Below are 18,359 nucleotides of genomic sequence, written 5' to 3' on the forward strand. Positions count from 1 at the left end.
GCTGTGCTGTTGCGGGTCACCGGGCGGGCAAGCACCGGTCAGGCCCTCAGCCGCTTGCCATCGGGATCGAAGGGCGGCCTGTCGAGCAACACGGCATTATGCGGCCGGCCGAGGATCGCGACGGTGACGGCATCGCCCGATTTCACCGAGCCGGCCTTCACATAGCCGAGCGCCAGCGACATCCCGACATGATAGCCGTAGGCGCCAGACGTGACCTGGCCGACCGGCGTGCCATCGGGAAGGAAGATCGGCTCGCCGCCCGTGGCGTCGGCATCCTTCGCCTCGATCGAGATCATGATCAGCTCGTCGCGGGACGGCTTCGATGCCAGCGCGGCGTAGGCGTCGCGGTTGAGGAAGTCGCCCTTATCCATCTTGATCAGGCGGTCGAACTTGACCTCCTGCGGCCAGTATTCGGGCGAGTATTCGCGGCCCCAGCTGCCATAGCCCTTCTCCACCCTTAGCGACATCAGCGCGCGCGAGCCGACCGGCCCGCCGCCTTCCTGACGCGCCGCGTCGAGCAGGGCGTTGTAAAGAGCGGTCTGGTCCTTCTCCTCGCAATAGAGCTCCCAGCCGAGATCGCCGGTGAAGGAGACGCGCAGCGCAATGACATCGAGGCCGGCAACGGTGATGCGGCGCGAGGCCATGAAGGGGAACGACGCCGTCGTCAAATCGTCATTGGTCAGGCGCTGCAGCACCGCGCGCGACTTCGGCCCGGCGACGTTGAAGCCGCATATGTCCTCGGTGAGCGAGCGGAACGTCGTGCCCTCCGGCAAGGGCAGCATCTTGAAGAAACGCTGATGATAGCGCTCGGCCATGCCGGAGCCGAAGACGCGATACTCGTCCTCCGCCAGCTTGGTGACGGTGAAGTCGCCGGCGATGCCGCCGCGCTTGCCGATCAGCGGCGTCAGGCAGGATCGTCCGACCCGCGACGGAATCTTGTTGGCGAAAAGCGCGTTCAGCCAGGCCTCGGCGCCCGGCCCCTTCACCTCGTATTTGGCGAAGTTGGAGATGTCGATGATGCCGACATGGTCGCGCAACATCCGCGCCTCGCGGCCGACAGGGTGCCACCAGTTCTGCCTGGTGAAGCCGATCGTCTCCTCGCGCGGCTCGCCGTCGATCGAGAACCACAGCGGATGCTCCCAACCGAAGTTCAGGCCGAACACCGCGCCGTTTTCCTTCTGCATGGAATAGGCCGGCCGTATGCGCACAGGCCGGCCCGCAGCGCGCTCCTCGTTCGGGAAATGGATCTTGAAGCGATGGCTGTACTGGTCCTGCACGCGCGCCTTGACGAATGCCTTGCCCGCCCAGTGGCCGAAGCGGGCGAGATCCCAGCCGAACATGTCGAGCGTCGGCTCGCCCTCGATCATCCACTCGGCCGCCAGGCGCCCGAGGCCGCCGGATTGCGAAAAGCCCGGAATGATGCCGGCGCAGCAGAAATAGTTGCGCAGCTCCGGAACCGGGCCGAACAGCGCGGCGCTGTCCGGCGACCAGATCATCGGTCCGTTGATCACCCTCTTGACGCCGGCGGCGCCGACCGCCGGCACGCGGGCGATCGCGCGCATCATGTTCTCCTCGATGCGTTCCAGATCGTCCGGGAACAGCTCGTGGCCGAAATCCTGCGGCGTCCCGTCCTCGGCCCAGAATTTCATCGCCCGCTCATAGGCGCCGATCAGCAGGCCGAGGCCCTCCTGACGCAGGTAATATTCGCCATCGCGGTCGGCGACCGAAGGCAGGCGCCGGCCCATCGAGGCGATCTCCGGGATGGTCTCGGTGACGAAATACTGGTGCTCGGTCGGGATGAGCGGCAGCGCCAACCCGGCCATGGCGCCGACCTCACGCGCCCACAGACCGGCGGCGTTCACCACCCATTGCGTGCGGACGTCGCCCTTGGTGGTGCGCACGATCCAGCTGCCGTCCGGCTGCTGCTCCGTTCCGGTCACCGCGGTGAAGCGGTGGATTTCGGCGCCACGCTGGCGCGCGCCGGCCGCGTAGGCGGCCGTCACGCCCGAAGGATCGACATTGCCGCCTTCGGGTTCGTACATGATGCAGCGTATGCCGTCGAAGTCGACGAGCGGGTGCAGCCGCTCGGCCTCCGCCCGGTCGACCTCGTAGAAGTTCATCTTGTAGCGGCGCGCTTTGGCTTCCTGCAGCCGGAGCTGATGTTCACGCGCCTCGGTCTGGGCGAGATAAAGCGATCCCGGCTGGAAGATGCCGCAGCCCTGACCAGTCTCCTTCTCGAGCTCCTTGTAGAGCGCCATGGTGTAATGCTGCAGGCGGCTGATATTGGTCGAGTCGTGCAAGCCGTGAATGTTGGCCGCAGCATGCCAGGTCGAGCCCGAGGTGAGCTCGTCGCGCTCGAACAGCACGACATCGCTCCAGCCGTGCTTGGTCAGATGATAGAGGATCGAGCATCCGATCAGGCCGCCGCCGATCACAACAGCCTGGGCATGGGTCCGCATTTACGTGTTCCTTGTGGCTGTGTGCCGGAGCCGGACGGCCGGGCGACGGGCCGGATAACAACAGGGGTTCGTGCTGGCTCTTGTGCCGACAACATGACCCCACTTTTTCGAACGCCGGCAATGTAGAAAGCTCGGGAAACGACTGTAAAGCCTGCTATTGGGGCTGGCTGCTGCTTTTTGGGGCAGTTAAGAGCAAAAAAAACGAGGTCATAGCCACATCAATCTTCGTTTGTAGGCATAGAGGCCGGGTGTAGCTTTTGGCGGGGAATTGAGCAGCCGCGACCAGCGGCGCCACCAATGGGAGCCACCCGCCATGGACCTGCATTCCGAGCGCGGAGACAGACCGGTCAGACCGGCATGCCTCTCGTCGTCCATGCGTCTTGACGGTCCGGCGGCGCGGTCGCGCCGCGGCCTTCAAAACCGGTTCCGCACCAGTCGAAAAGACAGCGCCGAAGCGCCCTGTCCGGCACGCGCATCGCGACAACTCGGAGGTTGAGACCTTGGACAAGACATCGCATCCCTATATTCCGACACTGCTCGATCAGCTTAACGAGGGCGAGATCAGCCGCAGGGACTTCTTGCGCAAGTCGACGCTGCTCGGGCTTTCGGCCGGCGCGGCCTATTCCATGGCCGGCATCATCGACCCGGCGACGCAAGCGCGTGCCGGCGACCTGCCGAAAGGCGGCAATTTGCGCATCGGCATGCGCTGCATGGAGATCAAGGATCCGCATCTGGCCGACTTCGCCGAAAAATCCAACGTCATCCGCCAGGTCTGCGAATATTTGACCTTTACCGACCGCAACAACATCACTCACCCCTATCTCTTGGAGAAGTGGGACGTCAGCGATGACCTGAAGACCTGGACGCTGCACATCCGCAAGGATGTGAAATGGCGTGACGGCAGGGCGCTTAATGCCGACGACGTGGTCTGGAACCTGAAGCGTGTCAGCGATCCCAAAGTCGGCTCCTCGGTGCTCGGCCTGTTCACCGGCTATCTCGTCGAGGAGTACGATACCGGCGAGAAGGACGACAAGGGCAATCCGAAGAAGTCGAGCCGGCTCTGGTCCGACAAGGCGATCGAGAAGGTCGACGACAGCACGGTGCGGCTGAACCTGTTCTCGCCGCAGATCGCGGTCGCCGAACATCTCTTCCACTATCCGATGTTCATCCTCGATCCGAAGGACAACGGCGCCTTCGGCCCGAGCGCCAACGGCACCGGTCCGTTCGAGATGGTCGAATACACGGTCGGCAAGGGCGCGAAGTACAAGGCGCGGGCCGATTATTGGGGCGGTGCTGCGCATCTCGACACGTTCGAATTCGTCGACCTCGGCGACAATCCCGGCGCCGGCATCGCGGCGATGGCGTCCAAGCAGGTCGATGGCCTGTCGGAAGCCGACGCGGTGCAGATCAATTCGATGAAGGCCTTCCCGCATGTCTCGGTCCACAAGGTCGAGACGACGCAAACCATCGTCATGCGCATGCATCCCGATGTCGAGCAGTTCAAGGACAAGCGCGTGCGCCAGGCCATGCGCCATGCGCTCGACCGCGACAAGATCATCCAGACCGTCCTGCTCGGCGCCGGCACGCCGGCCGAGGACCACCATGTGGCGCCGTCGCACCCCGAATATGCCGCGCTGCCCAAATGGCCGCGCGACGTCGAGAAGGCGAAGAAGCTGATGGCCGACGCCGGCCATGCCGACGGTTTCGAAGTGGATTTGGTGACGCGGCCCGACCCGATCTGGGAGCTCAACACGACACAGGCGATGGCCGAACAGCTGAAGGACATCGGCATCAAGGCCAACATCAAGTCGCTGCCGAGCGCGCAGTACTGGGAAGTGTGGACCAGCGCGCCCTTCAGCCTGACCGCCTGGGGCCACCGCCCGCTCGCCATCATGACGCTCGGCCTCGCCTACCGCTCCAATGCCGCCTGGAATGAATCGCATTTCTCGAACGCCGAATTCGACAAGCTGCTCACCCAGGCCGAGGGCATTCTCGACCCGAAGGAGCGCAGCAAGGTGATGGAGAAGATCGAGCTGATCATGCAGGACGAGGGCCCGATCGTGCAGCCGTTCTGGCGCATCTTCTCGACCGTCATGGACAAGAAGGTGCAGGGCTTCGAACTGCATCCATCACAGTACATCTTCGCCAAGGATTATGCGGTCGCCTCCGCCTAGACCACGCTGCGCCCGGCCGGCGACAGAACGGCCGGGCGTTCCTTTCCACTCGCACCCAGAACGGAAACGTCCGGCTGATGGCAATATTCGTGGCGAAACGGCTGGCGATGATGCTGCTCACCATGGTCGCGGCGTCGTTTCTGGTATTCGCCGTCTGCGAGTTCACCCCGGGCAGCGTCGCGCGCAAATCGCTCGGGCCGTTCGCGACGCAAGAGCAGGTCGATTTCCTGACCAAGAAGCTGAGGGCCGACGATCCGCTGCTGGTGCGCTACGGGCGCTGGGCGGGCGTGCTGCTCGGCATCATTCCGGATCCGCTCCAGGACCCGAGCACCGGGCTCAATTTCAAGGATCCGCGCGGCGCGCAGTATTTCGGCAATTTCGGCTATTCGACGCTGAACAAGCTGCCCGTCAACGACGTCATCTGGAACCGGCTCGGCAATACGGCGATCCTGGCCGGGCTGGCCTTTCTGCTGATCGTGCCGCTGTCGATCGTCTTCGGCATCCTATCCGGCCTGAAGGAAGGCGGCGTGCTCGACCGGCTCCTGTCGGTGATCTGCATAACCTTCACCTCGATCCCGGAATTCGCGTCGGGCGTGTTTCTGGTCACCCTATTCGTCATTCTCTGGCCGGTGCTGCCGGGCACCAGCCCGCTCGATACAGAGGGCGGCTGGTCCGTTCCCTCGCAGCTCGTGCTGCCGGTGGCGGTGCTCGTCATCTATGATTTCGGCTATGTCGCGCGCATGATCCGCGTGTCCATGATCGGGGTGATGGAAAAGCCCTTCATCCGCACCGCGGTACTGAAGGGAATGAGCACACGCCAGGTCGTCATCGGCCATGCCCTGCGAAACGCGATGATCGCCCCGTTCACGGTGCTGCTCCTGCAGATCAACTTCCTGATCAGCGGCGTGGTGGTGACCGAACTCGTTTTCGCCTATCCCGGCTTCGGTCGGCTGCTGCTCGATGCCAGCCTATTCGGCGACATCGCGACCATCGAGGCGGCCACGCTGATCACCGTCGCCATCGCGGTCACGACGCAATTCGTCGGCGATCTCGGTTACATGCTGCTCGATCCACGCATAAGATTGCGATGAGCGCACTGGTCGAGCAGAGAGCGATGGAGGCGACAGCCGTCAAGGCAACGGGCAGGGCACGCCTCAAATGGGCGCGCATCCTGCGCTCGCCTACCGCACTGGTCGGGCTGTTCCTGGTCGGCTTCTGGGTGCTTGCGGCGATCCTCGCACCGGTGCTGCCGCTCTATTCTCCGACCGAGCAGGATGTCATGGCGCTAGCCGACCCGACGCCATCGGCGGCGCATTGGCTCGGCGTCGACATTCTCGGCCGCGATGAGCTGTCTCGCCTGATCTTCGGCGCCCGCACCGTGCTGGTCGTCGCGCCGCTTTCGGTCGCGGTCGCCATGATCGTCGGCATCACGCTCGGCATGATCGCCGGCTATTACGGCGGCTGGATCGATGCCGTGATCAGCCGCCTTTCCGACATCATCCTCGCCTTCCCGGTGCTGGTCCTCTACGTCATCCTGATCGCCAATATCGGGCCATCGATAATCAACATCGTCATCGCCACGACGATCGCCTCGGCGCCAGGAATCGGGCGAATAACGCGCGGGCTGGTACTCGGCCTGAAGGAGCAGGAATACATCGCCGCCGCAAGGCTGCGCGCCGAAAGTACTTTATACATCATGCTTGTCGAGCTGTTGCCCAACTGCCGCGGCATGCTGATCGTCGATGCCTGTCTGCGCATCGGCTACACCATCATCACCATCGGCATTCTCGGCTTCCTTGGCCTTGGCCTGCCGCCGCCCAACCCGGACTGGGGCGGCATGGTCAAGGAAAGCACGACGGTGCTCAACGTCTGGCCGTTGATGTCGGTGCTGCCCTCAATCGCCATCGTCAGCCTGGTTCTGGGTTTCAACCTGTTGGCCGACGGCCTGCGGGAGGCCTGGAAGCCATGACGATGGTCGCCGAGCCGATTTCGACGCAAGGCGAGCGTGCGTCCGAGACGCCGCTCCTCGCTGTCCGAGATCTGCGCATCGAGTTTCGCGGGAAGGCCGAGACGATCGTTGCGGTGCCGAAGCTGTCTTTCGAGGTGAAGCCCGGCGAAAGCTTCGGGCTGGTCGGCGAATCCGGCTGCGGCAAGAGCACCACGGCGATGGCGATCATGGGCTATCTCGGTGCGACAGGCGTCGTCGCCGGCGGCAGCATCCGCTTCGAAGGCGAGGAACTGGTCAACGCACCGGCGCATAAGCTTCGCGCCATACGCGGGCGGCGCATCGCCATGGTCTACCAGGACCCGATGAGCGCGCTCAATCCGGTCAAAACGATCGGCGCGCAGCTTGCCGAGGTGCCGATGCTTCATCTCGGCGCAAGTCGCGTCGAGGCGCTCGACATGGCAGCCGCCATGCTGAAGGACGTGCGCCTGCCCGATGCCGGCGACATGCTGAAGCGCTATCCGCACCAGCTTTCGGGCGGCCAGCAGCAGCGCGTCGTCATCGCCATGGCGCTGCTCGGGCGGCCGTCGCTGCTCCTGCTCGACGAGCCGACCACCGGTCTCGACGTGACGGTGGAGTCGGCGGTGATCGATCTGATCGGCGAGCTGCGCCGTCGCTATGGAACCAGCCTGCTGTTCATCTCGCACAATCTCGGTCTGATCGCCGAAAGCTGCGACCGGGTCGGCATCATGTATTCCGGCGAGCTGGTAGAGGAGGCGCCGACGCGCGAGCTGTTCGGCCGGCCACGCCATCCCTACACGCAAGGGCTGATCGACTGCATTCCCGATATCGGGCAGGGCAAGCACAGCCGCACGCTTGCCGCCATTCCGGGCAATATCCCGCTGCCGTCGGAGCGGCCGCGCGGCTGCCTGTTTGGTCCGCGCTGCGCCGGTTTCCGCGCCGGCCTGTGCGACCGGGCTGGCATGACGTTGGAACCGGTCGGCGAGCGGCATGTTGTGCGCTGCGTGCGCTGGCCCGAACTCGAGGTGGCTCATCGGGAGCTTCCGCCGCTATCCGGCGAGAGTGCGGCACCGGCAGCCGAGATCACTTTCTCCGACATCACCAAGTTCTATCACCTCGGTTACCACAAGACGCTGAAGGCCAATGAGGCCGTATCCTTCGAGGCCGGCAAGGCCGAGATCGTCGCGCTGGTCGGCGAATCCGGCTGCGGCAAGTCGACCCTGGCGCGTATCGTCACCGGCCTCGACCGCGCCACTTCGGGCGAAATCCGCATGGCTGGCGAAAACATCGCCGCGATCGAAGCGAGCGCGCGGCCGAAGCCCCTGCTGCAATCGATCCAGATGGTGTTCCAGAATCCGGATTCGACGCTCAATCCGTCGCACAGCGCCGGCTTCTCGATCCGTCGCTCGCTGAAGAAGTTCGGCATCCGCAAGGGCAAGGCGGCCATCGACCAGCGCATGCGCGAGCTGCTGGAGATGGTCCGGCTTTCGCCGGACTTCGCCGCCCGCCGGCCGAGCCAGTTGTCCGGCGGGCAGAAGCAGCGCATCGCCATCGCCCGCGCCTTCGCCTCCGATCCGTCGCTGATCGTCGCCGACGAGCCTGTGTCGGCGCTGGATGTCTCCGTGCAGGCGGCCGTGGTGACGCTGCTGCTCGACATCCAGAAGACCCGGCATGCGACGATGCTGTTCATCAGCCATGACCTGGCGCTGGTGCGCCACGTCGCCGACAAGGTCGTGGTGATGTATCTCGGCAAGGTGATGGAAAAAGGCACCGTCGAGGAGATCTTCGGCGGTGCGACTCATCCGTACACCGAGGCGCTGATCTCGGCGATCCGCAGCACCAAACCGGAAGGGGCAGAGCGCAACCGCATCACGCTGACCGGCGACACGCCGAGCCCCGTCGATGTGCCGCGCGGCTGCCGCTTTGCCAGCCGCTGCCATCGCAAGCTGGGTTCGATCTGCGACAGGGAACCGCCACCGATCCGCAGGATGTCCGCCACGCACGAGATCGCTTGCCACATTCCGGTGGATGCGCTGGACAGTCCCAGGCATCCGGACGAGGCGAGCGACCGTTCATGACGAGGCCAGCTTCACTAGGCCGCCTCTGGCGTCAGGCCGAACGGTCGCGCGCCATCCTGCCGATCATGGCGCGCATCTGCCTGGCCGGCACCGGCAGCGCCATGCTGACCACCACGGTCTCGCTGGCATTGAGCGCGCCGGGAATCGACCCTTCCGAAGTGCAACTGGTGCTGACCGCTTATCCGGTCGGGTTTCTCATCGGCTGCCTCATCGCGCGTCCGCTGGTGTCGCGCGTCGGCCATGAGCGCGCCTTCTTCGCCATAACCGTGCTTGCAAGCCTCGCCGCCGCGGGGTTCGCGCTCACCGATTTCATGCCGGCATGGCTTTGCTTCCGGCTGCTCGGCGGGCTTGCCATGGCGGCAATGTTCGTTGTCTGCGAAAGCTGGATCAACCTCTATGCAGACCAGCACAATCGCGGCAGGCTGTTTTCCATCTACATGCTGACGACGGCGGTCGCGGTGCTGTTCGGACAGCTTTTGCTGGAGGTCGTCGGCGCGCATTCGCCGCATTTGTTCGCCGTCAGCGCGGCGACGGTGCTCTTGTCGGCGCTTGCACGGTTTGTCTCCAGGCCTTGGCCTGCCCTGCCCGCCGAGCAAACCGAGCCGTCCCTGGCCGATATCCCGGCGCAGGACGAACGCTATGGCGTCGTCCAGTTGCTGCGTCTCGCTCCGGTAACGGTGGTCAGCATCTTCCAGGCAGGCATCACCAACATGAACATTTTCGTGTTGACGCCGATCTACGGCGCCAAGATCGGACTGTCCGCCGCCGCCACTGTCGGCCTGGTGACGACCGTCAGCGTTGCCGGCATGCTGGCGCAGACGCCTATAGGATGGCTGTCCGACCGGTTCGACAGGCGCATCATGCTGCTTGTCCAGGGACTGCTTTCCGTGTCGCTATGCGCGTCGATCGCCTGGCTGGGCAGCGGGCCGCTGCCGCTGCTCTTCCTGCTGTTCTTCCTCTATGGAGCAACCGCGCTCACGGTCTATCCTGTGGCCATAGCCTTCGCCAATTCGCGCATGCACAGCCGGCACATGGTGGCCGCTTCGGGGACGCTGCTTCTGCTCTATACGGTCGGCAACATCCTGACGCCGGGTCTCGCCGCCGGACTGATGGAGCGTACCGCGCCGCAGGCCATGCTGTTCGTGCTCGGCACAGGCGGCATTCTGGTGGCGGTTGCGGCTTGCATCAATCTGCGGCGGCGCCCGGCCAGTGTAGCGGTTGCGCAGCCGTGCGGAGGCGAGCCGTGAACAGCGCCCTTCCCCACCGTCTGGATGGCAAGTTCGTTCTGATCACGGGCGCCGCGAGCGGCATCGGCGCGGCGATCGCGCGCCGCTGCGCCGACGAGGGAGCCCGTGTCGCCTGCTCGGATCGGGACACGGCATCGACGAAGGCGCTTGCCGCCAGCCTTGGGCCGAATGCTCTGGCTGTCGACTGTGATGTCACCGATCCGGACTCGGTCCAAGATGCTGTCGACGCGACAGCTCAAGCATTCGGCCGGCTGGACGGTCTGGTCCACAACGCCGCGGCTCCCTCGACCGACGGCACCGTCGCCGACCTTGGAGTGGACAAGTGGCGGCTGGAACTCGACGTCAGCCTGACCGGCGCGTTCCTGATCTCCAAATTCGCCGTGCCGCTGATGGCATCGAGCGGCGGCGGGTCGATCGTCTTCATCGGCTCGCAATTCGCGCGCGTCGCCGTCGGCAAGGCGGTGGCCTATTGCGCGGCGAAGGCGGGGCTTGTGCATCTGGCGAAGGCCATGGCCGTCGACCATGCGGATCAGAACATCCGGGTGAACAGCCTGTCACCGGGAGCGGTCGCGACCGCGCGCCTGCTGCAGCGCTGGCCCAGTCTGGAGGCGGCCGACAAGGGTCTAGGGCCTGCGCATCTGCTCGGACGAATTGCCGAGCCCGAAGAGATCGCAGCCGCCTGCGCCTTTCTGCTTTCGTCCGACGCTTCCTTCGTCACCGGCACCGACCTCCTGGTGGATGGCGGCTATGCGGTGCGTTGAATCCATTCCAGCATAGGAGGCTTCAAGACATGACCCTTCTCGTCACAGGCGGCACCGGCTTCGTCATGAGTGTGGTGGCGCGTGCCTGGCTGGACCGCGACCCTGCCGCGCGCGCCGTCATCCTGGATCGCGCCGGCCTCGACGCCGCGGCCGAAAGGCATTTCGCTCCGGTGCGCGACCGGCTCAAAGTGATCAGCGCGGATATCCTCGACCCGGCGGGGTGGTCCGCCGCACTCGACAACGAGCACATCACCGCGATCGTACATGGCGCGACGATCACACCGATTTCGCGCGGCAGCGCCTCGGAGGCCAAGCGCCAGCCGGAGGCCGAGGACCCGGCTCGCATCGTCGATGTCAATCTCATGGGCACAGTGCGCATGCTCGAATGGGCACGCGCGCAGGCCAACGTGAAGCGCTTCATCTATGTCAGCTCGGGAGCCATCTATCGACACAATGGCCCCGACTGGAGCGGCGAGCCGCTGCCGGAGGACGGCTACGTCGCGCCGTTGACGCTTTACGGCATCTCAAAATTCGCCTCCGAGATGGTGACCAACCGCTATGCCGACCTGTTCGGCCTGTCGGCGGTTTCGGTCCGGCTTGCTTCCGTCTACGGCCCGATGGATCGCGCGACCGAGAGCCGCAACTTCCGCCATGTCCCCAACCGTGTTGCGCACATGGCCCTGGCCGGCGAAACGATCCGGCCGAACAGTCTGGAGCCGGTGGGCGACTATCTTGCCTCGACCGATGTCGCTGCCGCGATCCTCGCGCTGCTCGATGCGCCGCGCCTCAATTACCGCCACTACAATATCGGCTCCGGCTCCAGCCAGACCATCGGCGAGATCATCGCCTGGGCAAAGGAGCGCGTTCCGGCGCTGAAGGTTGAGGTGACGCCCGGAGAAGACGCCAATATCGTACAGGACGTGTCGCTGAAAGGCGGCATGTGGGGCGCCTACGACATCGCGAGGATCATGCGTGATACGGCATGGCGGCCGCGCCCGGGCAAGCAGGCGTTTCACGCCTATATGGACTGGATTTCGGCCAACGAGACGAAGTGAGAGGGATTGCCATGACAAGCGCTGCCTCACAACCGGTCCAGCCGCGCGACTTCGTCGGCTATGGACCGAACCCGCCCTATGTCACCTGGCCGGACGGCGCGAAAGTCGCGATCAATCTCGTGCTGAACTACGAGGAAGGGTCGGAGTACAACTGGCTGGATGACGGCCGCAACGACAATTGGGGCGAGTACAACAACCCCGGCCTTTCACCGCATCGCGACCTCGGCACCGAAACGCATTTCGAATATGGCAGCCGCGCCGGCGTCTGGCGGCTGGCTCGGCTGTTCGACCGCTACGATGTGCCGATCACGGTCTCCGCTTGCGCGGTGGCGCTGGAAAAGAATCCCGCCGTCGCCGAATGGATGAATGCGCGCGGCCACGACCTGCTCGGTCACGGGCTGCGCTGGACCGATTATCCCGGCATGCCGCGCGAGGAAGAGGAGCGGCAGTTGCACGAAGCGATCGCGCTTTACGAGAAGGTGCTTGGCCGGCGCCCGCTCGGCTGGAACTGCCGCTCGTTTCCAAGCGTCAACACCCGCGATCTGCTGGTGCGCGAGGGCGGCTTTCTCTACCATTCCGATCCCTGCAACGACGAGCTGCCCTATTTCGTCGACCATGGTGAGGAGAAAATCCTGGTCGTGCCCTATTCCAAGACGCTCAACGACAGCCGCTTCCTCATCGCGCCGGGTTACAGCAATCCGCGCGACTTCGCCGAGGATTGCCGCTCGGCCATCGACTACATGCTTTGGGAGGCGGAAGAGACGGGCGGACGGATGCTCAACATCTGCGTGCACGCGCGCTGGATGGGTCAGCCGAACCGGGCGTCCGGCCTGCGCGAGGTGATCGAGCACGTGCAAAAGACGCCGGGGGCGATCTTCATGCGGCGCGCCGACATCGCGCGGTACTGGCTGGACAATCACCGGACGTTTGCCGGCAAGCGTGCCGGCTGAACAGCGGAATGTTCGAAGCCCTCATCACCGGCGCGACGATCGTCAACGCGGAGGGCGAAGCCCGCCGCGACATTGCCATCAACGCCGGCAGGATCGCGGCCCTGATCCAGCCAGGAGACGCGGCCGAAGCACGGAAGGTGATCGACGCAAGCGGCTGTATGCTGCTGCCCGGTCTCGTCGATGCGCACGCGCATCTGCGCGAACCGGGACTGACCCACAAGGAAGACTTATCGTCGGGCACGCATGCGGCCGCGCTCGGCGGCGTGACGACGGTGCTCGACATGCCGACCGACGAGCCCTGGACGGCGACGGCAGACCAGCTTGCCGAGAAGATGTCGATGGCCGAAGGCAAGCTCAACGTCGATGTCGGCTTCCAGGCTGTTGTCAGCGAGAGGCTGGACAGTCTCGAAAGGCTCGCGGCGCTTGCCCCGGTGTCGTTCGAGCTTTTCACGGCGGATGTCCCAGAGCCGTTTCTTTTTCCGACGGTGGACACCGTTCTTCACGCGCTCAAGCGGATGAGCTCGCTCAAGACGATCGTCGGCATCTCGCCCGGCGATCAATCGCTGCTCGTGGGCAGCGCCGCGCGCGTTCATTCTGGCGACATCGCAGCGTTCCGCGAAAGCCGGCCACCACTGGCCGAGGCCAATGGCATCGCGCGGGCGCTGCTGGCGGCGGCCGAGACCGGCGCGCGCGTTCATGTCCGCCAGATCAACTCGGCGCTCGGCGTCGAGACCTGGCGGCGCCTGCGCGATCTTGCCGATGCCAGCGTCGAGACGACACCCCAGAACCTGTTCTTCTGCGCGGACGACTACGAAAAGCGAGGCGCGCGACTGAAGGGATCACCGCCGTTCCGGCCGAGGCAAGATGTGCAGCGGCTTCGCGAGGCTGTAGCGGCCGGGCTGATCGACGTCATCGCCACCGATCACGCGCCACACAGCCCTGCCGAGAAGGCCGCCGACTATCCGGCTTTCGCGCACATCCCGGGCGGTATGCCCGGACTGCAGACGCTGCTCTCCGTCATGCTCAAGCTCGTCGACGAAGGCCTGATTGGGCTGCGCGACATCGCGCGCCTGTGCGCGGCCAATCCGGCCGACCGGTTCGGGCTTGGCCGGCGCAAGGGCAGGCTGGCCGTCGGCCACGATGCCGACATCCTCGTCATCGACCCGACGCGAACCTTTGCCATCCGCGATGCCGACCAGAAATCAAAGGCCGGCTACACGCCGTTTGACGGTTGGAGCATTTCAGCAAGCTTGCGGCAGGTGTTCCTGCGCGGCGAGGAAATCATGCGTGACGGCGCGCTGGTCAAGTCGGGACAAGGCCAAGTGGTGCGGCGGGAAAGCTGAGGCGGGCAAGATGGGTCTTCTGGACGGCAAGGTTGCCATTGTCACCGGCGCGAGCTCCGGCATCGGCCGCGCCATCGCGCAACGCTACGCGCAAGACGGCGCGAAGGTGGTGATCGCCGATACGCGCGAGGGGCCTATCGAAGGCGGCGAGACATCGGTCCGGCTGATCGAAGCGGCTGGCGGTGAGGCGATCTTCATCACCACGGACATTGCCGATCAGCAGGCCGTCATAACCATGATGCGGCAGGCGGTGGACCGGTTCGGGCGGCTGGATATCCTGGTCAACAACGCCGCGATCTACACCTCGACCAATCTGCTCGAGACCACGCCGGAGCAATGGGCGAAGGTGATCGACGTCAACGTCACCGGCTTCTTCTACTGCTCGCAACAGGCGGTTCTGCAAATGCTCAAGCAGGAGCCGGTCAACGGCGTACGCGGGCGCATCATCAATATCGCCTCGCAGCACGGTATGGTCGCCTGCCCGGGCGATTTCCCCTATTCGGTCAGCAAGGGCGCGATCGTGCAGATGACGCGCCAGATCGCGGTCGATCACGCCGACGACCTGATCGTCTGCAATGCGATAGCTCCCGGCAAGATCATCACCGGCAAGCCGGGCATCGCCAACGACCCCGATGCGCTCGACTATTCGCGCCGCCGCACGCCATGGCCGCGGCTTGGCGAGCCGAACGATGTCGCCGGCGCGGCGCTTTTCCTGGCCAGCGACCTTGCGACATACGTCACCGGGATCAACCTGATGGTGGACGGCGGCTGGATGGCCGGCTGAGCGGTCATCGCGCGAAAGCAAAGGCCGGCTGCAAAGCGGCCGGCCTCCTTTCCTATGCGACGATCACGACGATCGCAGCTACTTATTCGGCACTTCGTAGACCTTGCCGTGCCAAGGTGCTGCATCGATCTGGTCGAGGGCCATCACGTAAAGCTCCTTTTCATCGGGCCCGAAGGCGAAGTTCGGCATGGACGGCGACGGCACCGAAAGCGTGCGCAAGAGCTTGGCGTCCTTGTCCACCACTATGATCTTGCCCGGAGCGTCGAGCGAGCGCGGGCTCTGGCCGATATACATCTCGCCAGCCTTGTCCATCTTGATGCCGTCCGGCCAGATATGCGGCTGGTTCGGGAACAGATCGTCGAGCCGAAGGAAGACGCGACGGTTGCTCAAGCTGTGATCGGCCCCGACGTCGAACTCGATGATGCGGTTGTCCTCGGTTTCGACCAGGTAGAGCATCTTGCCGTCGTTCGACATGACCAGCCCATTGGCATTGTGCAGGTCGCCAGCCACCTTCTTCACGCTGCCGTCCTTGCCGATGTAGTAGGCCGACGCGTCGATCAGCGGACCGCCCTTGCCGGAGCCGGTGAAGTAGATGCCGCCCTCCTTGTCCGGCGCGAAATCATTGGGGCCGCTGAACGGCTTGCCGTCGGTGTCCTTGTCGTAGGCCGGCAGCGTCTTGCCGTCGGCCGAGATGCGGCCGATCGTGTTGTTGTCGTAGCAGGTGACGACGAATTCGCCCGTCGCGGTCGGCAGCACGGCCGAAGGGCCGCAGCCATCCATCTTCCAGAAAATCGCGTTCTTCTTGCCGTCCCAAACGTCCACAGTGCCGCGGCCGTATTCGACGTAGAAGAGCTTGTCCTGGTACCAGATCGGGCCCTCGGCGAACCAAGCGTCGTCATTGATCACCTTGACGTTCGCGGCGTGTGCCGATGCGGTAAGAGCGAGGGCTAACACTGTGCCCAGCAAATGCTGTCTTGTCATGCGCTTCCCCTTTCTTTCGTTGAACTCCAGGCGCTTAGGGCTCGCCGGCGCCGATCTCCTCCTTGCGGCGCGCCACATAGGCGTCCAGCGCCTCGCGGATGGCTGGATCCATAACCGGTTCCTCGTAGTCGCTGAGTGCCTGCTGCCAAAGCTGCGTCGCCCGCTCCAGCGCATCGTGGCCGCCCGCTTCCTGCCAGCTGCCGTAATTTTGCCAATTGGACAGCATCGGCCGGTAGAAGGCGGTCTCGTAGCGCGCCATGGTGTGCTCCGACCCGAAGAAATGTCCGCCGGTCGGCACGGCCTTGATCGCCTCGAAGCCGAGGTCGTCCTCCTCGAACGGCATCGGCCGCAGGAACTCCATCATGTTCTGCAGGATCTCGACGTCGAGGACGAGCTTCTCGTAGGAGGCTGTCAGCCCGCCCTCCAGCCATCCGGCGGCGTGATAGATCAGGTTCGCGCCGCCGAGCACCGCGCCCCAGGTCGCCATCTCGGTCTCATAGGCCGCCTGCAGGTCGACCACATTGGAGGCATTGGCGTTGGAGGTGCGGTAAGGAAGGTTGTAGCGCCGCGCCAGCTGTCCGGCGACGATGTTGGCCTTGGCGTTCTCCGGCGTGCCGAAGGCAGGCGCGCCGGAGCGCATGTCGACATTGGACGTGAAGGCGCCATACATCACCGGCGTGCCGGGATTGACCAGCTGCGTCAGCGTCACGCCGAACAGGGCCTCGGCATTCTGCTGCGCAAGAGCCGCGGCCAGCGTCACGGGGGTCATGGCGCCCATCAGGGTGAAGGGCGTGATCGTCACCGGCTGGCCGTGCTCGGCCATGGCGATCAGGCCTTCGGCCATCGCCTCGTCGAACAGGCGCGGCGAGTTGACGGAAATAATCGTCGTGACCCCCGGCGAATTGCGCAGTGCCTCGATGGTCGTGCCGCGTGCGATCGCCGTCATGGCGATGCTATCCATGGCGCGGCCGCGGCCGATCGCCGAGCAATGGAAGCTCAGATCCGACAGCGTGAGATTGGCGCGATAGGTGTCGAGATGGCGCGAATTCGCAGGCAGCTCCATAGGCGCCACCACCTGGTTGCCGATGATATGGATGGCGTTGAAATGATGCGCGAGGCGGATGAAGTTCTCATAGTCAGCCAGATTGCCCTGCCGGCGGCCGTTGATGCGGTCATGCACATTGGGCGGCCCGGCGACCAGCCCGAACACCAGCGAATTGCCGCCGATGCGGATCTGCTTGTCCGGATTGCGCGAGGTTAGCGAGAAGGACGATGGCGCGTTCCTTAGCGCTTCCCTGACGATGCTCTCGTCGATCCGCACCGTGTTCTCGGCCCGATCAACGATGGCGCCCGCGGCCTCGAAGATGCCCAGCACCTTCTCGCCCATGACGCGGATGCCGAGTTCGGACAGGATGCGCATCGAGGTGCGGTGGAGCTTGTCCATCTGCTCCTCGTCGAGGATCTGCATCGGCGCGTAAGGGTTTGTGACGCGCTGCCAGGGCAGTTGCGCAATGCCGCCGCCACTGCGCCCGGCCGCTCTGGTGCGCCGTCCGCCGCTCCGCCTGTCATGCGCTGTCATCGGCCTTTCCTCCTTAATAGCCGCGTCCCGGATCCACGACATTCGCCAAAGGCTCGCCGCGCCGGTAGCGGGCGAGATTCTCGGCAAACATGCGTGCCGACTTCACGTCCCAGCCGTCGTAGACGGACGAGCAATGCGGCGTGACGATCACGTTCTCGTAGCCCCACAGCGGATGCGCCGGCGGCAGCGGCTCGACGGCGAAGACGTCGAGCGCCGCGCCCTTGATCCGGCCGCCGTCGAGCGCCGCAAGGAGCGCCGCCTCGTCGACGACGCCGCCGCGGGAAACGTCGATCAGCACCGCCGAGGGCTTCATCGCCGCAAAGGCCTCGCTGCCCACAATGCCACGTGTGCTTTCGAGCAGCGGCACGGCGCACAAGATGAAATCGGCACGGCCCCACAGGCTGGGCAGGTCGGCCATGCCGTGCACCTCATCGATGTGGTCGGTCGGTTTCGGGCTGGCGCGCACACCCAGGGTCGTCATGCCGAAGGCCCGGGCCCGGGCGGCGACCGCCTGCCCTGTCTTGCCGAGCCCAAGGATCAGCAGCGTCTTGCCCTGGATCGGCTCGACCTTGCCGGCCGTCCAACTCCTGGCAGCCTGCCCGCGCGCGAAGCCGCGCAGGCCGAGCGAGAAGGAAAGCATCGCGCCGAAGACATATTCGGCCATCATGTCGGCGGCGACGCCGGCTGCGTTGGTTATCGTCACCTTGGTCGGATCCCAGGGGCGCAGGTGATCGGTGCCGGAGCCGCCGACCGAAACCCAGCGCACGGTCGGGCTCTCGACCAGCGCCGCACGCGGATAGCGCGATCCCCGGTCGAATTTGATGGTGAACACCACCTCGGCGCCGGTGTCCGCAATCAGGTCGGGAAGCGCCTCGTAGCTGTCGCAGCCAAGCACCCTGATATCTGGATGGGTTTCCGCCAGCACCGCAATCGGCCCGTCCGGAGCGTCGCTGCTGACGATGATTGTCGGCCGCGCGGACAT

Annotated in this window: 14 protein-coding genes; 10 read left to right on the forward strand and 4 right to left on the reverse strand. The window is 64.9% G+C overall.

Annotation, left to right across the window (positions count from 1 at the left end; translation table 11 throughout):
• Nucleotides 1–38: 38 nt before the first annotated feature.
• A complete protein-coding gene (locus tag CK215_RS07590; RefSeq protein ID WP_095830540.1) occupies nucleotides 39–2,459 on the reverse strand; it encodes an FAD-dependent oxidoreductase in 2,421 nt (806 codons plus the stop codon).
• A 500-nt stretch (nucleotides 2,460–2,959) separates the two neighbouring features.
• Between CK215_RS07590 and CK215_RS07595 the strand changes: the two genes are divergently transcribed.
• From CK215_RS07595 to CK215_RS07640, 10 genes are all read left to right on the forward strand, one after another.
• The gene (locus CK215_RS07595; protein WP_095830621.1) at nucleotides 2,960–4,633 is read left to right on the forward strand and encodes an ABC transporter substrate-binding protein; all 1,674 of its coding nucleotides are present in this window, start codon (nucleotides 2,960–2,962) and stop codon (nucleotides 4,631–4,633) included.
• Between the two features lie 77 nt (nucleotides 4,634–4,710).
• Nucleotides 4,711–5,724 (forward strand): ABC transporter permease, encoded by a 1,014-nt coding sequence (locus tag CK215_RS07600; protein ID WP_066989127.1) that lies wholly within the window; start codon nucleotides 4,711–4,713, stop codon nucleotides 5,722–5,724.
• A complete protein-coding gene (locus CK215_RS07605; protein ID WP_245299494.1) occupies nucleotides 5,721–6,602 on the forward strand; it encodes an ABC transporter permease in 882 nt (293 codons plus the stop codon). Before CK215_RS07600 ends, CK215_RS07605 begins: the two co-directional genes overlap by 4 nt.
• Complete coding sequence (locus CK215_RS07610; RefSeq protein ID WP_095830541.1) at nucleotides 6,599–8,677, forward strand: ABC transporter ATP-binding protein; 2,079 nt, start codon at nucleotides 6,599–6,601, stop codon at nucleotides 8,675–8,677. The genes CK215_RS07605 and CK215_RS07610 overlap by 4 nt, the downstream gene beginning before the upstream one ends.
• Nucleotides 8,674–9,924 carry an MFS transporter gene (locus tag CK215_RS07615; RefSeq protein ID WP_095830542.1) on the forward strand — a complete coding sequence of 417 codons (1,251 nt, stop codon included), beginning with the start codon at nucleotides 8,674–8,676 and terminating at the stop codon, nucleotides 9,922–9,924. The genes CK215_RS07610 and CK215_RS07615 overlap by 4 nt, the downstream gene beginning before the upstream one ends.
• Nucleotides 9,921–10,685, forward strand: a complete 765-nt coding sequence (locus CK215_RS07620; protein ID WP_095781854.1) for an SDR family oxidoreductase — start codon at nucleotides 9,921–9,923, stop codon at nucleotides 10,683–10,685. The genes CK215_RS07615 and CK215_RS07620 overlap by 4 nt, the downstream gene beginning before the upstream one ends.
• 29 nt (nucleotides 10,686–10,714) lie before the next feature.
• Complete coding sequence (locus CK215_RS07625) at nucleotides 10,715–11,740, forward strand: NAD(P)-dependent oxidoreductase (RefSeq protein ID WP_095830543.1); 1,026 nt, start codon at nucleotides 10,715–10,717, stop codon at nucleotides 11,738–11,740.
• Nucleotides 11,741–11,751: 11 nt separating this feature from the next.
• Nucleotides 11,752–12,690: a polysaccharide deacetylase family protein gene (locus tag CK215_RS07630; protein WP_095830544.1), complete on the forward strand. Its 939-nt coding sequence runs from the start codon at nucleotides 11,752–11,754 to the stop codon at nucleotides 12,688–12,690.
• An 8-nt stretch (nucleotides 12,691–12,698) separates the two neighbouring features.
• Complete coding sequence (locus tag CK215_RS07635) at nucleotides 12,699–14,033, forward strand: dihydroorotase family protein (RefSeq protein WP_095830545.1); 1,335 nt, start codon at nucleotides 12,699–12,701, stop codon at nucleotides 14,031–14,033.
• A 10-nt stretch (nucleotides 14,034–14,043) separates the two neighbouring features.
• On the forward strand, nucleotides 14,044–14,817 hold the full coding sequence (locus tag CK215_RS07640; RefSeq protein WP_095830546.1) for a glucose 1-dehydrogenase: 774 nt from the start codon (nucleotides 14,044–14,046) through the stop codon (nucleotides 14,815–14,817).
• A gap of 78 nt (nucleotides 14,818–14,895) precedes the next feature.
• Here the strand turns inward: CK215_RS07640 and CK215_RS07645 are convergent, their stop codons facing one another.
• The 3 genes from CK215_RS07645 to CK215_RS07655 are packed head-to-tail and all read right to left on the reverse strand — an operon-like array spanning nucleotide 14,896 to nucleotide 18,359.
• Nucleotides 14,896–15,798: an SMP-30/gluconolactonase/LRE family protein gene (locus tag CK215_RS07645; RefSeq protein WP_164763720.1), complete on the reverse strand. Its 903-nt coding sequence runs from the start codon at nucleotides 15,796–15,798 to the stop codon at nucleotides 14,896–14,898.
• 34 nt (nucleotides 15,799–15,832) lie between these two features.
• Nucleotides 15,833–17,377, reverse strand: coding sequence for a trimethylamine methyltransferase family protein (locus tag CK215_RS07650; protein WP_095830547.1), 1,545 nt, complete (start codon nucleotides 17,375–17,377; stop codon nucleotides 15,833–15,835).
• Nucleotides 17,378–17,390: 13 nt separating this feature from the next.
• Nucleotides 17,391–18,359 (reverse strand): D-2-hydroxyacid dehydrogenase, encoded by a 969-nt coding sequence (locus CK215_RS07655; RefSeq protein ID WP_095830548.1) that lies wholly within the window; start codon nucleotides 18,357–18,359, stop codon nucleotides 17,391–17,393.

The sequence above is a fragment of the Mesorhizobium sp. WSM3864 genome (assembly GCF_002294955.1).
Lineage (GTDB): Bacteria > Pseudomonadota > Alphaproteobacteria > Rhizobiales > Rhizobiaceae > Mesorhizobium.

Coding starts and splice junctions, on each gene's coding strand:
- CK215_RS07590 (WP_095830540.1), bottom strand. CDS start 2,459: ATGCGGACCCATGCCCAGGCTGTTGTGATCGGCGGCGGCCTGATCGGA.
- CK215_RS07600 (WP_066989127.1), top strand. CDS start 4,711: ATGGCAATATTCGTGGCGAAACGGCTGGCGATGATGCTGCTCACCATG.
- CK215_RS07605 (WP_245299494.1), top strand. CDS start 5,721: ATGAGCGCACTGGTCGAGCAGAGAGCGATGGAGGCGACAGCCGTCAAG.
- CK215_RS07610 (WP_095830541.1), top strand. CDS start 6,599: ATGACGATGGTCGCCGAGCCGATTTCGACGCAAGGCGAGCGTGCGTCC.
- CK215_RS07615 (WP_095830542.1), top strand. CDS start 8,674: ATGACGAGGCCAGCTTCACTAGGCCGCCTCTGGCGTCAGGCCGAACGG.
- CK215_RS07625 (WP_095830543.1), top strand. CDS start 10,715: ATGACCCTTCTCGTCACAGGCGGCACCGGCTTCGTCATGAGTGTGGTG.
- CK215_RS07630 (WP_095830544.1), top strand. CDS start 11,752: ATGACAAGCGCTGCCTCACAACCGGTCCAGCCGCGCGACTTCGTCGGC.
- CK215_RS07635 (WP_095830545.1), top strand. CDS start 12,699: ATGTTCGAAGCCCTCATCACCGGCGCGACGATCGTCAACGCGGAGGGC.
- CK215_RS07640 (WP_095830546.1), top strand. CDS start 14,044: ATGGGTCTTCTGGACGGCAAGGTTGCCATTGTCACCGGCGCGAGCTCC.
- CK215_RS07645 (WP_164763720.1), bottom strand. CDS start 15,798: ATGACAAGACAGCATTTGCTGGGCACAGTGTTAGCCCTCGCTCTTACC.
- CK215_RS07650 (WP_095830547.1), bottom strand. CDS start 17,377: ATGACAGCGCATGACAGGCGGAGCGGCGGACGGCGCACCAGAGCGGCC.
- CK215_RS07655 (WP_095830548.1), bottom strand. CDS start 18,359: ATGTCCGCGCGGCCGACAATCATCGTCAGCAGCGACGCTCCGGACGGG.